The sequence below is a fragment of the Geothrix sp. 21YS21S-2 genome (assembly GCF_030846775.1).
Taxonomy (GTDB): Bacteria; Acidobacteriota; Holophagae; order Holophagales; family Holophagaceae; genus Mesoterricola.
The window spans coordinates 980,882-1,000,789 of the sequence record NZ_CP132910.1 but is presented as its reverse complement, the minus strand read 5'-3'; the positions used below and the strand labels follow the sequence as shown (position 1 = coordinate 1,000,789).

Genomic DNA, 19,908 nt, shown 5'->3' with positions numbered 1-19,908 from the left:
CTCCCGGAAGGAACGCCCCTCGCCGGGCTACGCGGCGTGCACCCGGCCATCCCGGATCTCCAGGCACCGGTCCGCGATCCTGGCCAGCTGGGCATCGTGGGTGACCATGATGATCGTCAGCCCCTCCACCCGGTTGAGGCACTTCAGGGTCTCCCCGATCTCCTCCATCCGCCGGGAATCGAGGCTCCCCGTGGGCTCGTCGGCCAGGAGGATCTTCGGCCGGTTCACCAGCGCCCTGGCGATGGCCACCCGCTGCATCTCCCCGCCCGAGATCTCCCTCGGGAGGTGGTTCCGCCGGCCTTCCAGCCCCAGGATCCCCAGCAGCCGGTCCACGTCTCCGGCGCCATCCGGCCGGGGGCAGAAGGCCAGGGGGACCGCCACGTTCTCCCGCACCGTCAGGGTGGGAATCAGGTGGAAGTTCTGGAAGATGTAGCCGAAGACCGCCCGCCGGACCCGCGTGAGTTCGGTTTCGGCCAGGGGCCGGCCTTCCCCGTGCATCCGCCTGCCGGCGAGCTCGAGTTCGCCGCTGGTGGGGTTGTCGAGGCAGCCGAGCAGGTTGATGAGGGTGGTCTTGCCGGACCCGGACGGGCCGGTGACGGCGACCACCTCCCCGGCCCGGATCGCCAGGGAGACGTCGTCCACGGCCCTGATGTCCTCGCTGCCCCTCCGGTACACGCGGGTCAGGCCCCTTGCCTCGAGAACGGTGGTGCTCGTCATGATTCACCTCGAATGGTGTCCAGGGGCTTGACGCGGCCGGCCTTCCAGGCCGGGTACAAACCGCTGAGCAGACCGACGGATACGATGATGGCCACCGTCAGCAGGACCTGGCGTGCGTCGATGTCCACCAGGCCGCCCCGGGGGGCATAGGGGAGCACCTGGCGCGCCAGGCCATCCGTGACGCGGGCGAGGCCCAGGGCCGCCGCGACGCCGGCCAGGGCCCCGCAGGTGCAGAGGATCAGGGTCTCCGTCCACACCAGCAGGAACACGTCCAGGGGCATGGCCCCCATGGTCTTGAGGATCCCGATCTCCTGCAGGCGCTCCAGCACGGACATGAGGATGGTGTTCACCACGCCGATCATGGCGATGAGGGTGGCGATGAGGGCGATGGACAGCACCATCACCCGCGCCGTGGCGATGAGCTTCAGGATCGTCTGCCGCACCTGGGTGAAGCTCACCACCTGCACGTCGGGGAGCCGGTAGAGCCTGGCCTCCAGGGCGGCCAGGTCCATGCCGGGGCGGGTGCGGATGCCGATGGTGGTGATGCTGGGGGTGCCGGCGATCTTCTGGAGGCGGCCCAGGGGCAGGAAGATGGTGCCGTCGTCCTGGGTGCCGGTGCGTTCCAGGATGCCCACGACCTTCAGGGGGACGTTCTTCTCGGGCACGAGGGTCAGGTCCCCGACGCTGCGCTGTTCCAGCTCCGCGGCCTCGTGGCCCATGACCACCTCCTCGGCGTCGTTGTCGCTGAACCAGGCGCCGCGCTCGAAGCGGAGGAAGGGCTTCATGGCGGGGAAGGTCGCGGGATCCACGCCGAAGTACCCGGCGATGCCGCCGTTCTCGCCCTTGTTGGGGTCGAAGTAGGCCTGCATGAGGATGGGGGTGATGCCTTCGACCTCGGGTTCCCGGCGCACGGTCTCCACCAGGGCGGGGTCCATGTAGCGCAGGCCGCCGCCGCCCTGGAGCATCAGGGTCGCGGCCTCGTACGGGCAGCCCTTGGCCATGACCATGAGCTGGTAGCCGAGGTTCCCGATGTCCCGGTTCAGGGCCTCCTCGTAGCCGTGGTTGAAGCCCAGCAGGCTCACCAGCACCCAGGAGGAGAGGGCGATGCCGCCCAGGGTGAGGAGGCTGCGGGCCTTCTTGCGGAAGAGGTTCTTGTAGGCGATCTGGAAGAGGCTGATCATGCCGGGTCCCCCGCGTGGGAATAGAAGCAGGCGTCCATGAGGACCAGGTTCTTGTAGAGGCCCCTGAGGACGCCGAAGAAGTCGGTGTCCATGCCCGGCACGGGGTTCCGGATCTTCGCCAGGCGTCCCGTGCCCTTGCCCAGGACCGGGTCGAAGGTCCTGAAATCGCGCAGGGACAGCGCCGTGAACTGCCCCGCGAAGGCCGGGTCGCGCAGCTTCGGGGCGAGGGGGCCGGTCATCTTCTGGATGTAGAAGGTGATGACCCTGCCCTGGAGGTCCAGGGCCAGGAACACCTGGATGACGCCGAACTGGCCCTTCTGGTTGATGCCGTGGATGTAGCCGGCCCGGGCGTCGCCCTTGAAGATCTCGTAGAGGGTGTAGGGGACCTCCAGGGGCTCGTAGAGGGGGCGGTTGGGCTCCCCGAGCCGGCGGAGGACCTTCTGCAGGTCCGGGCCGGTCACGGAGAAATAGGTCGTCTTGAAGCGGGTGGCCCCCGGGAACAGCCGGGGGACGTCGGTGGCGGGACTGTTCAGGTCGCAGGTGATGGCCGCGGCCGCGGGCAGGGTCAGCAGCACCGGGGCGATCGCCAGGCGGGGCCAGGTCCGGGTCATGGGCGCTCCCTCAGATGTCGAAGAGGTAGGCGCCGCGCAGGAGGGTCTTCCCGCCCCGCTCGAAGGTCAGGCGGACCTCCCAGTCCCCGGGCATCACCAGGTTCACGGGAAGCAGGTAGACGCCCTTGGAGGACACGGAGAACGCCTTGCTGCCCGTGCTGTGCGCGCCCCGCATGGAGGGCATGTCGGCGTCGCCCCGCACGGTGAAGGAGGTGTCCCTGGTGCCGTCGCGGCGGAGGATCTCCACCCGCAGGGTGGCGGTCCCCAGCTTGGGCGCCTTGGTGAAGCCGTAGACGAAGGAGGTCTCGGCGTCCAGCGGGATCCGGTCGCCGGGCCTGGCGAGGCGGACGTAGTCCGACGGGGCGGGGACTCCGGCGAGCAGAGCGACGAGGGCCGGGGCGAGGAGGTTCATGGGGGCTCCAGGGAGGGGGGGCTAGTAGAGGCCCCAGGTTTCGTTGGGATCGAATCCGCGCGCGGGACCGGGCTGGAGGCGCACGACGTGGCAGCCCTCGGACAGGTGGCGCAGGCCCGGGGAGAAGTTCAGCAGGTCGTAGTCGGTCGCGTCGGCGGCGGGGGCGGCGTCCAGGGTGTCCAGGAGGTAGTCCCGGTAGTAGTTCCGCTCCATGCGGGCCAGCGCCTCCGACAGCACCTTCATGGCGTCCTCCATGCGGGAGGCGATGCGCCGGTCATTGGCCTGGAAGGGCTTGTCCACGACGGCCCCCACCCGCGCGCCCATGCGGGGCGGCAGGGTCTTCGGGCCGGGCTGGCGGTAGGGGTACACCACCCGGGTGAAGCCCCGGGCCGCTTCCGGCAGGTCCCAGAGCCGCTCGGCCAGGAGGGTGGAGGACATGAACACCTGGGGCGGGGAGGTCCTGGCCATCGCCTCCAGGGCCCGGTACGCGTCGGGGCCGGTCCACATCAGGAGGGCGGTGTCCTTGTCGGCCTTGACCGGGCGGGAGGGGTTCCAGGGGATGGACTGCACGGGGGTCCGGCCCGCCCAGGCCTCCTCGAAGCCCTTGGCCAGGAGGGCGGCCTCGGATCCCGGCCCCAGGATCTGGACGACCCGGGCGGGGGGCGCCTGCGCCAGGAACCGGGCCGCGGACGCGCCCTCCTGGTGGTAGCCCCTGGTGTAGTAGAAGGTGTAGGAACCCTCCAGGCCGGGCTGGTCGGTGATGGGCAGGACGCAGGGCAGCCGGAGGTCCTCGCAGAACCGGTGCACCGGCTCCCAGGTCCGGGTGGAGATGCCGCCCAGGAGCGCGAACACGGGTTCCTGGGCGTAGAAGGCCTCCAGCTGGGCTTGCCAGGTGGCGGGCTCGCCCTTCAGGACCCAGGTGGCCAGCCTCCATTCCCGGAAGCCGATGCCCATGAGCTGCATGTTGAGCATCTGGCCCATCTTCTGCCGGGGGTTGGGGCGCAGGTTGCTGTGGGAGCGCAGCGATCGCTCGATGGCGCCGGTCATGGCGGCGCGGTCCGCGGCGGGCACCTCCTCGGTCACGACCGTGGCGAAGGTGACGCTTTTGTCCGTGACGCCGGGCGCGAACGCGGAGGAGAGCCGGCCGAGATACTGGACCAGGGGCGCCAGATCCGCATCGGAGGCCCGGTAGCGGGGCATGGCGGGGCCCAGCTCGCGTCCGGAGGGGTCCACGCCCTTGACGAGGGCGTCCATCAGGGAGCGTTCCGTGTAGGCGGGCCTGAGGGGCGCGGTCTTGAACCGCGCGGGGACGAGGGCCTCCCGCTCCTCCTGCGTGAGGCCGGTGAAGTGGAGGTACAGGGGCTGGAACAGGGTCCGGCCGTTGATGGCGCGCACGCGCACGCCGTCCTCCTGCATGGGCGGGATGCCGCTGCGGCCGTGGCAGCCCGCGCAGGCGAACGCCGTCCCCGGGACCCGGGTGCCGGCCTTCATCACGGCCTGGAGAGGCTGGCCCGAAGGAAGGAGGCCGTCCCGGTACATTCGCTCTCCCAGGTCCAGGGGCCGCCGGGGCTCCGCGGCGGGGACGGGCCCCGCCAGGAGCGCCGCCAGCAGGAGTCCGTTCAGGATTCGGGTGTTCACGGGGGCCTCGCTTTCCGGGGAATCGGATACCCAGCAAGGTAGGTGATCCACCCCCCGGCGCCCATGGGGGTTTTCCCCCATACTGGCCCGGGGAAAATCCGTATCTAGTCGGGCCTTCCGGACCCTTCGGCGGGGCCGGGGAGAGGACGGGCCGCGGAGACGAGCCCCTTCTCGATGGCGAAGGCCGTCAGGGCGGACACGTTGTGGATCATGAGGCGCTTCATCAGGCTGCCCCGGTGCTTCTCCACGGTCTTGGGGCTGATGCACAGGTAGGCGGCGATGTCCCGGGTGCGGTAGCCCTCGGCCACGAGCTTGAGCACCTCCCGTTCGCGCTGGGTGAGGTCCTCGTAGGGCGTGCGCCGGGGGGCGGGCTGCTGCAGGCGCAGGAAGGCGGCGACCACCGTGGTGGCGATCCCGGGGCTGAGGAAGCGCTCCCCCCGGAGGAGGCTCGCCACCGCCTCCAGGAGTTCGGCGGCGCTGCCATCCTTCAGGAGGTAGCCGTTGGCTCCGGACTTGATGGCCTCGAAGACCCAGTCCTCGCCGGTGTGGGCGGTCAGGATGAGGACGCAGGTCTGCTCCCGGATCCGCTTGATCTCACGGAGGGCTTCGAGACCGTTGGTGCGGGGCATGGACAGGTCCAGGATCACCAGGTCGGGCTCCAGCTCGGCGACCAGGCGGATCGCTTCGCGGCCGTCCCCGGCTTCCCCGACGATCTCGTAGCCGGTCCGGGATTCCAGGATCGAGCGGAGGCCGTCCCGGAGAAGGGTGTGGTCTTCGGCGAGTACCAGGCGGTGCTTCCTAGGGTTGATCAAGGGAGGGCCTCCAGGGGGGTGTCGTGCAGGCAAGGTAGTCCCGGCCCCGCGCCATTTCCATACCGGGGCACCCAATTACATGCTTTCCCGTCCCCATATGGGGGGATCCCCCCATAGTGGCCGTCCGGGGCCCGGCCTACCTTTTGGCATGCGAAAACCTGCCCATGAGAAAGGGACCACCCGGATGTCCATCGCCGATCCGAATGCGGAACGAACCTGGGAGCGCGTCCGGGCGCGCATCCGCGGACCTGGAGGCCTATGAGATAACCCCACCCCCGGCTCCCCCCCTTGATCGTGCCAAGCCCACCTGCTTCCTTCACGGAGAACTCCCATGAACAAATACCAAGCCAAGGCCAAGCCTGCCCGCCTCACGCGAACGGTCACGATCTCGGCCCTCCTCTGCCTGGGGTCCACGCCGCTGCTCTACGCGCAGTACGTCGCCCCGCCCCCGCTCGCCACCGGCGTGGACTACACCAAGCCCAACTTCGCCTACAGCCCCATCCTCAGGAAGTTCGTCGACTCGCTGCCGGGCCTCACGGCGGCCGGCGCGAACAACCTCGGCCAGTACATCCCCGTGGCCGTGGCCGACCTGACCACCTTCGCCGGCACCGCCAGCTACGAGATCGCCCTGGTGGAGTACTCCGAGCAGATGCACTCCGACCTGGGCCCCACCAGGCTGCGCGGCTACGTGCAGGTGGAGACCCCGGGCACCCTCGCCGCCATGGCCGCCATGACCCCCGCCATGGTGAGCAAGCATGTCCCGCTGCCAGGCGGCAAGTTCGGCATCGACAACCCCAGCTACCTGGGCCCCACCATCGTGGCCACCAAGGGCGTGCCCACCCGCGTCACCTTCGACAACCTGCTCCCCACCGGCGCGACCGGCAACCTCTTCATCCCCACGGACGTCACGGTCATGGGCGCCGGCATGGGTCCCGACGGCACCAACTATCCCCAAACCCGCGCCACGCTCCACCTCCACGGCGGCGACAACCCCTGGATCAGCGACGGCACGGCCCACCAGTGGATCACCCCCGCCGGGGAGGCCGGTTCCCTCCTGAAGGGCGCCAGCCAGCAGAACGTCCCCGACATGCCGGTGCCCGCCAACGGTTCCGCCACCTTCTTCTGGCCCAATGGGCAGTCCGGCCGGCTCATGTTCTACCATGACCACGCCATGGGCATCACCCGCCTGAACGTATACGGCGGCGCGGCCGCGGGCTACCTCCTGGTGGATCCCACCGAGCGGGCCCTGAACGCCTTCGCGCCCGGCGGGGAAGTGCCCCTCATCATCCAGGACAAGACCTTCGTGAGCGACGGCACGGTTCCCGCCGGCTTCACCGGCACCGCCAGCCCCGCCACCACCGTGGTCGACCCGCTCTGGGCCTCCGGTCCCTGGGGCCAGACCAAGGGCAGCCTCTGGTTCCCCCACGTCTACATGCCGAACCAGAACCCCAACGACCTCTCCGGCGCCAACCCCCTGGGCCGCTGGGACTACGGCGCATGGTTCTGGCCCGTGTTCCCGTCCATGGTGCCCCCGGCCACGTCCATCGTGCCCGAGGCCTTCATGGACACGCCGGTCATCAACGGCACCGCCTATCCCTACATGAGCGCCAAGCCCACGGCCTACCGGTTCCGCATCCTCAACGGCTGCAACGACCGGTACCTCAACCTCCAGATGTACGTGGCCGATCCCTCCGTGACGGGACCCGGCGGACTCACCGAGGTCAAGATGATCCCGGCCGTCAAGGGCACCGGGGTCGCCGCCGGCGCCCTGGATCCGGGGACGACCTGGCCCGCCACCTGGACCGCCAACGACACCGTCGGCATGACCCCCAACATCCTGGACAACCGGTTCGGCGGCGTGCCCGATCCCAGCCCCAGCCTGATGGGCCCCTCCTTCATCCACATCGGTTCCGAGGGCGGCATCGCCCCCGCGCCCGTGGTGCTCCCCAACACGCCCATCGGCTACGAGAACAACAAGCGCAGCGTCACCGTGCTGAACACCCTGGAGCACACGCTCTTCCTCGGCCCCGCCGAGCGCGCCGACGTGATCGTGGACTTCTCCCAGTACGCCGGGAAGACCATCATCCTCTACAACGACGCCCCGGCTCCCGTGCCTGCGGGCGATCCCCGGTACGACTTCTACACCGGCGGGCCCGATATGACCAGCCAGGGCGGCGCCCCGCCGACCCTGCCGGGCTACGGCCCCAACACCCGGACCATCATGCAGATCCGGGTCGACGCCAACGGCGCCGCGACGGTCCTGGATCCCGCCACCCTGGCGGCGCCCATGGCCGCGGCCTACGCCACCGAGGACGCCCCCATCGTGCCGGCCAACACCTACGCCCGCATCTCCGACACCAGCATGAACATCAACGGGGTCGTGTATCCCCTGCAGCCCAAGGCCATCCAGGAGCTCTTCGATCCCTTCGGCCGCATGAACGCCACGCTGGGCGTGGAAGTGCCCTTCACCACCGCCACCATCCAGACCACGATCCCCTTCGGGTTCGCCGATCCCGTCACGGAGGTCTTCCCCGACAACACCGTCCAGCTCTGGAAGATCACCCACAACGGCGTGGACACCCACGCGATCCACTTCCACCTCTTCAACGTCCAGGTGGTCAACCGCGTCGGCTGGGACGGCGCCATCAAGCCGCCCTATCCGGAAGAGATCGGCTGGAAGGAAACGGTCAAGATGAACCCCCTGGAGGACATCGTCGTCGCCCTCCACGCCAAGTCCCCGGCCGTCAACTTCAAGATGCCCAACAACATCCGGCCCCTGGATCCCACGATTCCCATCGGCAGCTCCACCAGCTTCCTGGGCGTGGACCCCAACAACAACCCCGTCACCATCGCCAACAAGGTGGCGAACTTCGGCGCCGAGTACACCTGGCACTGCCACCTCCTGGGCCACGAGGAGAACGACATGATGCGGCCCATGTCCGTCGCCCTGACGCCGGACGCGCCCACCGCCCTCACCGCCGCCATCACGGGCTCGGGCCGCTCCAAGTCCGTCGTCCTGAAGTGGGTCAACAGCGCCTTGAACGCCACCGGGTTCACCATCCAGAAGTCCACCGATCCCCTCTTCCTCGCGGTGGGCACCACCACCATCAGCCTGGGCAACGTGACCACCTACACCGACGTCATCGGCAACACCTCCACGGTCTACTACTACCGCGTGATGGCCAACAACCTGGTGGGCAGCGGCGTGGTGGGCTTCCCCAATGCCATGGCCAGTTCCGCCTACACGGCGGCCGTGGCTTCGAACATGCCGCTGCCTCCCGCGGCGCCCACGAACCCGGCCGCGGCCATCCAGACGGCCCGGTCCATCCGCATCACCTGGACCGACAACTCCAACAATGAAACCGGCTTCACCATCCAGCGGTCGGTCAACGGCGGCGCCTTCACCCTGCTGGTCGTCACCGCGGCCAACGCGACCGCCTTCACGGATGTCAGCGTGTCCACCGGCAACACCTACGCCTACCGGATCGCCTCCACCAACGGGGCCGGCTCCTCGGCCTTCGCGGGTCCCGTGTCCGTCCTCCTGGCTGCGCCGGCCGCGCCCACCCGCGTCGCCGCCGCCGCGGTCCGGGTCACCAACAACAGCGACCGGGTCACCCTCACGTGGGTCGACAACTCCACCAACAACACCGCCTTCAACATCCAGCGCGCGACCAACGCCACCTTCACGACGGGCCTGAACAACTACAGCGTCGCAGGCAACATCACCAGCTTCGTGCAGAACGGCCTGCCCCGCGGGGCCCGGTACTACTACCGTGTCCAGGCGGTGAACGCTGCCGGAAACTCCGCCTGGGTGAACGCCGCCCCCGCGCCGGTCGTCACCCCCTGAACCTGACGTGCAGTGACCTGCGGGGAGGGCTCCGGCCCGCCCCGCAGGCGTTCCCTACGCCCCGCCCCGAGGAGGAGAAATGTCGTCACGATGGGTTGCGCTCCTGGTCTCCGGTCTCCTGCTGTCCTCCCTGGGCGCGCAGGAGCTGGCCTCGGACAAGGAGAAGCAGAGCTACGCGGCCGGCGTGGACATGGGCAAGGCCCTCCGGCGCCAGGGCGCCGAACTGGACATCCAGGCCCTCCTCCAGGGGCTGCAGGACGCCTACGCGTCCGGCGGACTCAAACTGACGGAGAAGGAACTCCAGGCGGCCCTCAACGCCCTCCAGACCGAAATCAAGCTGCAGCGGGCCCGGCCCCTCCAGATGGTGGCCAACCGGAACCGCAGCGAAGGGGAGGCCTTCCTCGCCAGGAACCAGGGCGAACCCGGCGTCGTCGCCCTGGCCAGCGGGGTGCAGTACAAGGTCCTCGCGGAAGGGAAGGGGCCCCTGCCTTCGGAGGGGGACGTCGTGTCCTGCAACTACCGGGGCCTGCTCCTCGACGGTACGGAATTCGACAACACCCTCCGCCGGGGGGAGCCCGCCAGCCTGGGGCTCAAACAGACCGTTCCCGGTCTCCGCGAAGCCCTGCAGCGCATGCCGGTCGGCTCCAAGTGGCAGATCTGGGTTCCTTACGCTCTAGCCTACGGCGAGAAGGGCGCGCTGCCCAGGATCCAGCCCTACGCGACCCTCTGCTTTGAGCTGGAGCTGCTGGGCATCCGCAATTGATGACTTGAGCGCAGGACGGCCCGGAGCGGACGGTCCCCTCTGGACGGGGCCCTCCACTCCGGGCATCCTGTTCGTCTCTCACCCCTCACCCCGCCCCCGGAGCGCGGCCATGAACCTGTCCTCGCCATGGAAGGCCGACCCGGTGATTCCGCCGATCCAGGCCATCCTGGACGTGCCGGCCCTGCGTGCCCTGCTGGAGCGCTTCCGCGCCCTCACCGGGGCGGTGGCCGCCGTCCTCGACCTCGAGGGCCGGGTCGTGGTCGAAACCGGCGGGCAGGACGTGTGCCTCCGGTTCCACAAGGTCCACCCCGGCACGGCAGCCCTCTGCGGCGACTGCAGGCTCCGCCTGGTCCAGGGGGCCGCGCGCGGAGAGCGGGTGGCCGAAAAATGCGGCAACGGCCTCTGGGACGTGGTGACGCCCCTGTACGCCGGGGAGGTCCAGATCGGGAGCCTGTACACCGGCCAGTTCCTGTATGACGACGAGGAGGCCGGCCTCCAGGACTTCCGCGCCCGCGCCGGGACATGGGGCTTCGACGCGGAGGACTACCTGGCCGCGGCCGGGCAGGTGCCGCGGTTCAGCAGGGACGCGGTCCGGCGCCACCTGGACTTCCTCCTGGAACTCGCCGGGCTCGTCACGACCTTGAACCTGGGGCAGATGCAGTCGGAGACGCGCCACCGGGCCCTGTTCGACACGGCCCAGATGGGGATCGTCTACCAGGACACCACGGGCTTCGTCCTATCGGCCAACGAGGCGGCCCAGCGAATCCTCGGTCGCTCCCTGGAGGACATGCAGGGCACGACCGGGATCAACCCCCTGTGGCGGTTCATCCGCGAGGACTTCAGCGAATTCCCCACGGGGGAGCGCCCGTCCTTCCTGGCCCGGCGCACGGGGCGGCCCGTCAACGACGTGACCATGGGCCTGCTCGATCCCGGTTCGGGGGCCATCGTCTGGCTCAATGTCAGCTCCGTCCCCCTTTTCCGTCCCGGGGAAGCCGTCGCCTTCCAGACCTATTCCACGTTCAAGGACATCACCCGCCGGAAGGAGGCCAATGCGGAGGTGGCCCGCCTCCATGCCCTGCTCCGGGAATCCCAGGCTCTGGCCCGGGTGGGCGGCTGGGAGATCGATCTGATCGCCAACACCCTTCATTGGACCGAGGAGACCTACCGGATCCACGAAACGAGCCCCGGGGAATTCACGCCCACGGTGGAGTCCGCGCTCTCCTTCTACGCCCCGGAGTCGCTGCCCAAGGTGCGGGAGGCGGTGCGCAGGTCCATCGAACTGTTCGAGTCCTTCAGCCTGGAGCTGGAACTGATCACCGCCAAGGGGCGCAAGATCTGGGTCCACGCCACCAGCCGCCCCGTCCAGGTGAACGGCAGGACCGTGAAGGTGTTCGGAGCCTTCCAGGACATCAGCGCCCGCAAGGAAGCCGAGGCCACCCTCCAGGTCGAGCGCGATCTGCTCCAGGCGGTCATGGACGGAGCGCCGAATTCCCTGCTGGCCTATCTCGACCGCGACTTCCGGTACCTTCGGGTCAACTCCGCCTACGCCGCCCGCTGCGGCTGCCGCCCGGAGGAACTGGTCGGCCTGAACCACTTCGACCTCCACCCCGACCCGGTGAACGCCTTGGCCTTCCAGGGGGCCCTGGAGGCCGGGGAAACGCGGGAAGCCCGGGACCAGCCCATCCGGTTCCGGGAGTCCGCGGCGCCCGGAACGACCTTCTGGGACTGGACCCTCGCGCCGGTGAAGGACCCGGGTGGGCAGGTGGCCGGACTTGTGTGGTCCCTGTTCGAGACCACGTCCCGCCTTCGCGCCGAGGAGGCGCTGCGCCACCTGAACGAGGAGCTGGAGCGGAGGGTCAGCGAACGCACCGGGGAGTCGGAGCAGCTGGCCTCCGAACTGAGGGCGCTGGTGGCCGAACTGGCCGGCACCGAACAGCGCGAGCGCAAGCACCTCGCGGACATCCTCCACGATCACCTTCAGCAGTTCCTCGTAGCCGCCCGGTTGCAGCTCACCCTGGTGCCGGGGGAGAAGAAGGCCGGTCTTCCGGCGCGGGTCCAGGTGGTGGATTCGATCCTCCAGGAGGCCCTGGCCGCCTCCCGATCCCTGGCGGTGGAACTCTGCCCGCCCGTGCTCTCCCAGGCGGGGCTGGTGCCCGCGCTGGTCTGGCTGGCCCAGCGAACGGAGGAATCCAGCCTTTTCCGGGTCCACGTCCGTGCCGGCAGCCCCATCGAACCCAGGTCGGAAACGGTCCGCTTCCTGCTCTTCCAGTCGGTGCGGGAACTGCTCCTGAACGCGGTCAAGCATTCCGGCGGCAAGGAGGCCTGGCTGACCCTCGACCGCCTGGAGGGGGGCTGGATCCGGATCACCGTGGAGGACCGGGGGCGCGGCTTCCCGCCCGGCATCACGGCATCCCGGACGGATGGCTCCTTCGGGCTCTTCAACATCCGTCAGCGCCTGGGCTGCCTGGGGGGCCGGGTGGAGATCGAGAGCCATCCCGATCAAGGGGTGCGGGTCACCCTCCTGGCCCCGGAGGATGACGGGGCCGGCGAGCGCCCCGCCGCTCCCGTGCCGGCATCCCCGCCGGCAGGGGCCGTCGCGGAGCCGGCCGGGGCCCAGGGCTCCCGGATCCGGATCCTGCTGGTGGACGACCACCGGATCATGCGGGAGGGCCTGCTCAGCCTGCTCCAGATCGATCCGGACCTGGAGGTGGTCGGGGAGGCCCAGGATGGCCAGCAGGGGCTGGACCTGGCCCGCCAGCTGAAACCCGACGTGGTGGTGACCGATCTCACCATGCCCGTGATGGACGGCCTCGTCCTGACGCGGATCCTCCACCGGGAGATGCCCGCCACGAAGATCCTCGGCCTGTCCATGAGCAACGAGCCCAGCGCGGCCAGCGCCATGCGCGAAGCGGGCGCCGCCGGGTACCTCACCAAGGGCGGACCCTCCGGCCACCTGATCCGTGCGATCCGGGCCTGCAAGCTCGAGCCTGAAGGCACATGGGTCACCTGAGTTGCCGGTTGGTCGGTCGCATGCTAACCCCCTGTGTTTCCATCTCCTTCCTTGAAAGTGCTTACCGGCAGGCCTACCATGGGGAAAACAATCTCCATGAATTTCGTTGCCGGCGCCTTCCCGGGTCCAGTCCACGGTCCGGGTCCACCTCGGGGGACGTGATGAATCCAAACCAGACGTGCCGGGTGATCCTCGCCGAGGACCACAACCTCCTGCGGGAGGGGCTCCGGGAACTCCTGGTCCGCATGCCCGGGGTCGAGGTGGTCGGCGAGGCCGTGGACGGCCGGGAGGCCATGCGGCTGGCTTCCGAGTTGCTGCCCGACCTGGTGCTGCTGGACCTCTCCATGCCCCGGACCAACGGCCTGGAGGCCCTCAAGGAGATCAAGCGGGTGAACCCGAGGATCAAGGTCCTGGTGCTCACCGTCAGCAAGGCCGAGGACCAGGTCTACGCGGTCCTCCAGGCCGGCGGGGATGGCTACGTGCTGAAGGACACCAGCAGCGCGGACCTCTTCGCGGCCATCCGGAGCGTGCTCGCCGGCGAGCGGTACCTGAGCCCCGCGGTGGCCACCGTGGTGGTGGGACTGTACCTGAACTCCAAGGATGGGCAGGCGGTGCGCCCGACCTACGACGTGCTTTCCGACCGCGAACGGGAGGTGCTCAAGCTGGTGGCCGAGGGCCACCGGTCCAAGGAGATCGCGGAGTTCCTCTGCATCAGCCCCAAGACCGTGGAGAAGCACCGGGCCAACCTGATGGTGAAGCTGAACGTGCACAACATCTCGGGGTTGACCGCCTACGCGATCGAGAAGGGGCTCGTCTCGGCCTAGATCGGCAGGCTGACCTTCACCGACGTCCCCCGAAGGGGCTCCGTGTCCACCTGGATGCTCCCGCCGGCGCCCTCCACCAGGCACCGCACCACCGTCAGCCCCAGGCCCCGGGCCCCGTCGCGGGTGGTGAAGTAGGGGTCGAACATCTGGTCCTTCACCCGGGGCGGGATGCCCGGGCCGTTGTCGCGCACCTCCAGCACCAGGCGCGGGGACTCCGTCCCGGCGGGTTCGGGCGCGGCCAGGAAGGTTCGCACGCGGATCTCGCCCTGGCCGTCCAGGGCCTCCCGGGCGTTGCGCAGGAGGTTCATGAGGACCGGTTCCAGACGCCCCGGGCTGATGGGGAGGAACGGCAGGCCCGGTTCCAGGTCCCACCCCAGCGTGATGCCGGGCCCGGCGATCCCCTCGGCCCAGGGGCGGACCCGCTCCACCACGGCGTTGAGCTCCAGCAGCAGGTCCGGCGCGGGCTCGCACAGGGCGGCCCGGCCGGCCTGGTCCAGGAGGCCGGCGAGGATCCCGGCGCAGGCCTGGGCCTCCTCCAGGTGCGGCCCCCCGGCGGAGATGGCGCCCAGGTGGATGCGCAGGTTCTCCAGGGGCGTGCGCAGGGCCCGGGCGAAGTTGGAGGCCAGGGTGGTCATCCACCGGGTGCGGGACCGGGCCTCCGCCTCCAGGCGGGCCAGGCGGCCCTCCGTGATGTCCCGGAAGGCGCCTCCCCGGCGGCCCCCGGGGTCCCGGCTCAGCACCCACCCGGTGCGGATCCAGGCGCCGGCGGCGGTGCGCAGGCGCACCTCGAGCTCCGAGCCGGGACCTTCCAGCGCCGCCCGCAGTGCCGGGGCGTCCTCGGGGTGGGCCAGGGCGGCCAGGGCGTCCAGGGTCCGGGGCAGGTCCCGGTCCTCCAGGCCCAGCAGCTTCCCGGCGGCTTCCGACAGCGCCAGGACCCCGCCGGCCTCGTGCCAGAGCACCAGCCCCGCGCCCGCCGCGGCCTCCAGGAGGGGGCGCTGGGCGTTGATCACAAGTTTCAGGCGCTCGGCGCTGCGCTCGCGGTCCGTCACGTCCCGGAAGCTGAAGACCCTCCCCACGGTCTCGCCGCCCTGGCGGTAGGGCCGGCCCGCGCCTTCGATCTGGCGGTCCTCGATGGACTTCAGCAGGCCCAGGGTCTCCCGGTCGGACTGGGCGCCCAGGTGGCGCACCTCGTCCATGAACGCGCCGGGGTCCTGGAAGTGGTCCATGAGGAACTGGAGCACCTTGTCCATTTCCATGGTGGCCAGGATGTACTCCGGGATGCCGCAGAGGCTCATGAACTTGCGGTTGTAGGTGGTGATCCGGCCCGCCAGGTCCCCCACGAGGATGCCTTCGGAGGTGGCGTCGAGAATGGCCCGCAGGAGCGAACCCAGGCGCGCGTTCGCGCTCTCGGCCTCCTTGCGCATGGCGGCGTCCCGCACCTCCGCCAGGGCGCGGCGCACCATGGAGGGCAGGCGGCGCAGGTGGTCGCGGGGCACGTAGTCCGTGGCGCCTGAGCGCAGGGCCGCCAGGGCCCGCTCCTCCCCGTCGTCCCCGCACAGGAGGATCACCGGGACCCCGGGATGCAGCCGCGCGGTTTCCCGGAGGCACGCCGCGTCCTCCGGGGTGTCGAAGTCCAGGATGACCAGGTCGAAGCGGATCCCGCCCCGGAGCGCGCTAAGGAAGGCCGCGGCCCCGGCGACCCAGGTGGATTCACAGGGGATGTAGTCCCCCGCCAGGAGGGCGGCGACCGCCTTCCCGACGTCCTCCCGGGGCGTCGAATGGAGGATCCTGGCCTTCACGGGCGCCCCCTGAGCCGCGCCTCCAGGGCCCGTCCGGGGAGGGAGCCGGGGTTGAGCTGCAGGGCGGCGTTGATGAAGGTCCGGGCCTTGCGCAGGCTGGCTGCGCCGTCCTGCCCGTGGGCCGCCTCCCACTCCGCGCGCACCAGCCAGGCCTCGCAGGCGCTCTGGGAGGCCGTCCAGGAGGGGTGGTCCGTGACGGGGATCCGGGCCAGGGCCTCGCCCAGGGTGGGCCCGGGGTCCACGCCGCGGGAGGCTTCCACCCGGGCCTTGAAGATCAGGGCCTCGCGGCGCAGGTCGCGGGACAGGAAGGGGCCGGGGTCGGCGACCTTCAGGCACTCCTGCAGGGCCGGCCCGGGGTCCTCCCCGCGCTGGAAGGCGGCCCGGGCCTGCAGCAGGAGCACCGCCATGCGGCCCGTGCGCAGGGCCCGGGTGAGCGGCTCCTTCAGGCGGGTGCCCTGGAAGATCATGGCCTCGTCCAGATCCTCCCGCGCATCGCGGCCCAGGTCCCGCAGCCTCATGACCTTGAGGATGCGCAGCCCGAGCCAGTCGTCCTGGAGCCCGGGGTCCCCGGGGTCCAGCCGGAGGGCCTGGCGGCACTGGGCCTCCAATCCGGCCAGGGCCTCCAGGGTGAGCTGGCCCTGGTCCAGCTGGAGCCCGGCCAGGCTCCTGGCCGATTCCAGGGCGGCGTGGTGGGCCAGCGCGTCGCTGGGGGCCAGGGCGATGCAGCCCTGGGCGGCCTCCAGGGCCTCGCGGTACTTCGCCTGGGCTCCGGGGAGATCCCCGCCGTCCCGGGCGGCATGGCCCAGGGCGCACAGGCTGGTGGACGCCAGAGCCACCGCCTCCACCCGCCAGGGGTTCGCCTTGGCTTCGGCCAGGCCTTCCGCGGCGGCCTTGGGGTCGTCCCGGCGCAGGCGGGCCGCGAGGGCCTGCCCGAAGGCTTCCCCCTGGCCGGTGAGGCCCCGGCCCTGGAGGAGGAGGGTTTCCAGGCGGCCGATATCGGGCGGGTCGCCCAGGCCCTCTCCCAGGGTGGCCTCGCTCCCCAGGGCATGGGCCAGGACCCGGGCGTAGGCGGGGCCCCGGCCGCCGGCGTCCCAGGCCCGCTCGGCCTCGGCCCGGGCCCGGCCGTAGTCCCTCAGCAGCAGGGCGGCCCGGGCCAGGGCCAGGTGGCCGGGACCGGCTGCGTCCCCGGCCTTCATTTCCGCCTGGAGGGTCTCCATGCGGGAGCGCGCCCGGATCAGGGCGGGCCGGAGGTCATGGAGGGGCTGGGCCCGTTCCAGCTGGAGGTCCCGCTCCATCTGCCCGATCTCCACCTCGAAACGGTGGGCCAGGAGCGCCTCCCGGGCCTGGGCGTGGCCGAGGTAGAGTCCGGTGGCCGTGCCGCCGCACAGGAGCCCGCCCGCGCCCAGGGCGTAGGGCAGGACCGCGGCCACTTTGGAGCGCGACCGGCGCCAGAGGCGGCCCAGGGGACCGGGGAGGGTGGCGTTGACCTTCTCCCCGTTCACGTGGGCCCAGAGGTCCTCCGCCAGGCTGGCCGCGGTGCCGTAGCGGAGCCCGGGGTCGGGCTGGAGGCACTTGATGAGGATGTTCTTGAGGTCCCGGTGCACCTCCCGGTTCGTGGGCAGCTCGATGGTGCGCTTCCTCCCGCCGGGCCCGCCGGCCGAGGCCAAGGAGCCGGCTGGAGGACGGCCATACACCAGGTAGTGGAGGGTCCCGCCCAGGCAGAACACGTCCGTGGCCGGTCCGATCTGGGCCCGGTCGCCCCGGAACTGCTCGGGAGCCATGTAGGCCGGGGTCCCGATGATGCCGTTGCTGGCCGTGAAGGCCGGCTCGTCCAGGGCCATGGCCAGGCCGAAGTCGCAGATGTAGGGCACCCAGCGGCCGTCCTCACCCCGCTCCAGGAGGATGTTGGAGGGCTTGAGGTCCCGGTGGATGAGCTTGAGCCGGTGGGCCGCATGCACCCCCTCGGCCACCTGCGCCATGAGGGTGACGGCCTCCTCCGTCGCCAGGTCCGGGCGCGCCTGGTCCAGGTTGAGTCCCCTCACCAGTTGCATGGCGATCATGACGGTGCCGTCGGACACCTCCACGTCGTAGACCCGGCAGATGTTGGGGTGGGCCACCCGGGCGTGCACCTGGGCCTCGTGCATGAACCGGATCACCGCCGTGGGGTCCATGTTCCGCAGGATCTTGAGGGCCACCACGCGGCAGAGCACCACGTCCCAGCCCTCCAGCACCTCGCCCATGCCGCCCTTGCCCAGAAGCGGGCCCAGGACGTACCGGCCCATGCGGGGGCATTGGGCATCCAGCCACATGGGTTGTAGGTTCAGGACATCGTGGGCCATGGACAATCTGATGAGCTTGTCATTGCCCTAGTATGCTGTGACGGAGACTCAGTGCCAATAGGGTTGTGGACATAGGCATCCATGCCGAATTCAAACGCTTGAATGCATCAGGCCCTTCCGGAAAAGATTACTCGCGCCGAGGCACCCGGCTAAAAGCCTAACGCCGGCGCCGAGGGGACCGAGGATCGCCGAAGGAAAAGCCCAAAAGCCTTTTGCAGATCAGCACTTTCGGATGGATGGGGGTGGCTGGGGGGATACAAAATTTCCAACGAATGGGGAAAAGTAAGTCACCGCGGCCAGAGCAGAAGCAGAATGCTTACATCGGTAATGGCCCAGGCGGTCAGGCACCGGTACATTCCCGCTTCATGCTGTGCGTTGGTGAACGTCCGCCATTTCGCCCACCAGGGGAGGAGCACGCCCAGCCAGGCACCCAGTGAAATAAGCATCGGCAGGGGGCTCCGGCCGGACTGCAGGGCGGCCCAGGCGAACCACAGGTGCGCGGCGGCGGCCAGGCCCGCGGCGAAGCCCAGGCTGGGACCCTCGCCCAGGACGATGGCCAGGGTGCGGTCGCCCCGGGCGCGGTCCTCGGCGATCTGGTAGAGCTGGGTGGCGGGGTACAGGGCCCCGAAGAGGAACGCGAAGCCGATGACCACGCTCCGCATGCCGGGGGTGACGGGCAGGCCCGTGAGGCCCCAGCCGGCCAGGGGGGCCAGGGCGCCGAAGCCGAGGCAGTTGATCACCAGGTCCCAGCCGGCCCGGGCCTTGAGGCGCGCGGGGGGGACCGAGTAGAGGACGGACATCGCCACGCAGGCGGCGTTGCTCCAGGCGAAGACCGGCGGCAGCAGGAAGCCCAGGAGGAGCGACAGGGCCAGCATCGCGGCCGACATGTGCAGCAGGTACCGGGGCGGCTTGGGCGGGGCCTTCAGGTAGCCGATGTCCCCCTCGTCCTTGTCGAAGGCGCTGTTGATGGCCAGGGTGCCGCCGTTGAGCAGCGCCACGAAGACCACCCAGCCCAGCAGGGCGGGCTTCAGGGGGGTGCGCCAGCCCGTGGCCAGCAGCGCCCCCAGGAGGAAGTGGGCCGACATGATGGGCCACTCCATGGGGCGCAGGTGGAGGAGGTACGCGGTGGCCTCGGGCCCCGCGATCCGCTCGAAGGCGCTGCGGACGGGATAGGCCACTAGGCGATGCCCTCCCGGCGGAAGGGGACGACCCGCTCGGCCTCCCTGGGCTCCACGAGGTTCTCCATGGCGGCCAGGAGGTGGGGGACGGAGAAGGTGGTGTCCACGCACATGCGGTGGGGCAGCTGCAGGGGGATGACGTAGCAGGGCACCTCGGGGAGCTTCACCAGCCCCTTGAAGAGCCGGTCCGTGCAGCTCACGGCGACGATGAGGTCGGGACGGTACTCCCGGGCCTCGCGGTAGGCCTTGTGGCTGCGGTTGGAGATGCGGGTCTCCCAGCCCAGGTTCAGCTTCATGGGCAGGAAGTCGCCCACGGGGCACAGGCCGCACTCGTAGCAGCTCGTCAGGTCCGTGAGCACGTCGGCCTTGCAGCGGGCCATCTGGATGCAGTGGGGCAGGAGCACCAGGGCCTTCCTGGCCTTGGCGTCGCGGAAGAGGCCGCGCACCTTGTGGTTGTTCCAGGCGCAGAAGGAGAGGATCCAGGCGTCCTCCATCCCCAGGCGGCGGAAGAGGGGGCGCAGGGCCCACACCCAGCCGGCATCCCAGCGCTGGATGGCGGTGCGGGCCCGGGCGTAGGCCCGGCCGGTCTTGAAGGTGGGCCACACCTCGCCCAGGCAGCCCATGGCCCCGAGGATGAGCCAACCACGCGGCCAACCGAGGCGGGCGGGCTCGATGACCGCCAGCGCCATGAGCACCGCGGCCAGGGCCAGGGGCACGCCCCGGCGCACGGCGATGAACAGCCGGGTGCTTTCCAGGGGCAGGGGGCGCTGCGTCATC

Annotated in this window: 14 protein-coding genes; 4 read left to right on the top strand and 10 right to left on the bottom strand. The window is 70.3% G+C overall.

Annotated features, from left to right (window positions below; genetic code table 11):
- Positions 1-27: 27 nt before the first annotated feature.
- The 6 genes from RAH40_RS04555 to RAH40_RS04530 form a co-directional block, all read right to left on the bottom strand.
- Positions 28-717, bottom strand: coding sequence for an ABC transporter ATP-binding protein (locus RAH40_RS04555; protein ID WP_306600896.1), 690 nt, complete (start codon positions 715-717; stop codon positions 28-30).
- Entirely contained in the window at positions 714-1,898 is a 1,185-nt protein-coding gene (locus RAH40_RS04550) for an ABC transporter permease (RefSeq protein WP_306600895.1), read from the bottom strand. Before RAH40_RS04550 ends, RAH40_RS04555 begins: the two co-directional genes overlap by 4 nt.
- Positions 1,895-2,509: a hypothetical protein gene (locus RAH40_RS04545; protein ID WP_306600894.1), complete on the bottom strand. Its 615-nt coding sequence runs from the start codon at positions 2,507-2,509 to the stop codon at positions 1,895-1,897. The genes RAH40_RS04550 and RAH40_RS04545 overlap by 4 nt, the downstream gene beginning before the upstream one ends.
- A gap of 10 nt (positions 2,510-2,519) precedes the next feature.
- Entirely contained in the window at positions 2,520-2,921 is a 402-nt protein-coding gene (locus tag RAH40_RS04540) for a FixH family protein (RefSeq protein WP_306600893.1), read from the bottom strand.
- A gap of 21 nt (positions 2,922-2,942) precedes the next feature.
- Entirely contained in the window at positions 2,943-4,559 is a 1,617-nt protein-coding gene (locus tag RAH40_RS04535) for an ABC transporter substrate-binding protein (RefSeq protein WP_306600892.1), read from the bottom strand.
- Between the two features lie 104 nt (positions 4,560-4,663).
- Positions 4,664-5,371 (bottom strand): response regulator transcription factor, encoded by a 708-nt coding sequence (locus RAH40_RS04530; RefSeq protein ID WP_306600891.1) that lies wholly within the window; start codon positions 5,369-5,371, stop codon positions 4,664-4,666.
- A 331-nt stretch (positions 5,372-5,702) separates the two neighbouring features.
- Between RAH40_RS04530 and RAH40_RS04525 the strand changes: the two genes are divergently transcribed.
- The 4 genes from RAH40_RS04525 (at position 5,703) to RAH40_RS04510 (ending at position 13,815) form a co-directional block, all read left to right on the top strand.
- Positions 5,703-9,218, top strand: coding sequence for a multicopper oxidase domain-containing protein (locus RAH40_RS04525; RefSeq protein ID WP_306600890.1), 3,516 nt, complete (start codon positions 5,703-5,705; stop codon positions 9,216-9,218).
- A gap of 79 nt (positions 9,219-9,297) precedes the next feature.
- Positions 9,298-9,981: an FKBP-type peptidyl-prolyl cis-trans isomerase gene (locus tag RAH40_RS04520; protein ID WP_306600889.1), complete on the top strand. Its 684-nt coding sequence runs from the start codon at positions 9,298-9,300 to the stop codon at positions 9,979-9,981.
- A gap of 109 nt (positions 9,982-10,090) precedes the next feature.
- Positions 10,091-12,991 (top strand): PocR ligand-binding domain-containing protein, encoded by a 2,901-nt coding sequence (locus tag RAH40_RS04515; RefSeq protein WP_306600888.1) that lies wholly within the window; start codon positions 10,091-10,093, stop codon positions 12,989-12,991.
- Positions 12,992-13,152: 161 nt separating this feature from the next.
- Positions 13,153-13,815, top strand: coding sequence for a response regulator transcription factor (locus RAH40_RS04510; RefSeq protein ID WP_306600887.1), 663 nt, complete (start codon positions 13,153-13,155; stop codon positions 13,813-13,815).
- Here the strand turns inward: RAH40_RS04510 and RAH40_RS04505 are convergent.
- The 4 genes from RAH40_RS04505 to RAH40_RS04490 all read right to left on the bottom strand — a co-directional run bounded on the left by RAH40_RS04505 (position 13,812) and on the right by RAH40_RS04490 (position 19,907).
- Positions 13,812-15,614: an ATP-binding protein gene (locus RAH40_RS04505; RefSeq protein WP_306600886.1), complete on the bottom strand. Its 1,803-nt coding sequence runs from the start codon at positions 15,612-15,614 to the stop codon at positions 13,812-13,814. The two genes, RAH40_RS04510 and RAH40_RS04505, sit on opposite strands and share 4 nt — an antisense overlap.
- Positions 15,611-17,896 (bottom strand): serine/threonine-protein kinase, encoded by a 2,286-nt coding sequence (locus tag RAH40_RS04500; protein WP_306600885.1) that lies wholly within the window; start codon positions 17,894-17,896, stop codon positions 15,611-15,613. Before RAH40_RS04500 ends, RAH40_RS04505 begins: the two co-directional genes overlap by 4 nt.
- Before the next feature lie 344 nt (positions 17,897-18,240).
- A complete protein-coding gene (locus RAH40_RS04495) occupies positions 18,241-19,131 on the bottom strand; it encodes a UbiA family prenyltransferase (protein ID WP_306600884.1) in 891 nt (296 codons plus the stop codon).
- Positions 19,131-19,907 carry a DUF116 domain-containing protein gene (locus RAH40_RS04490; protein ID WP_306600883.1) on the bottom strand — a complete coding sequence of 259 codons (777 nt, stop codon included), beginning with the start codon at positions 19,905-19,907 and terminating at the stop codon, positions 19,131-19,133. The genes RAH40_RS04495 and RAH40_RS04490 overlap by 1 nt, the downstream gene beginning before the upstream one ends.
- Position 19,908: the final 1 nt, after the last annotated feature.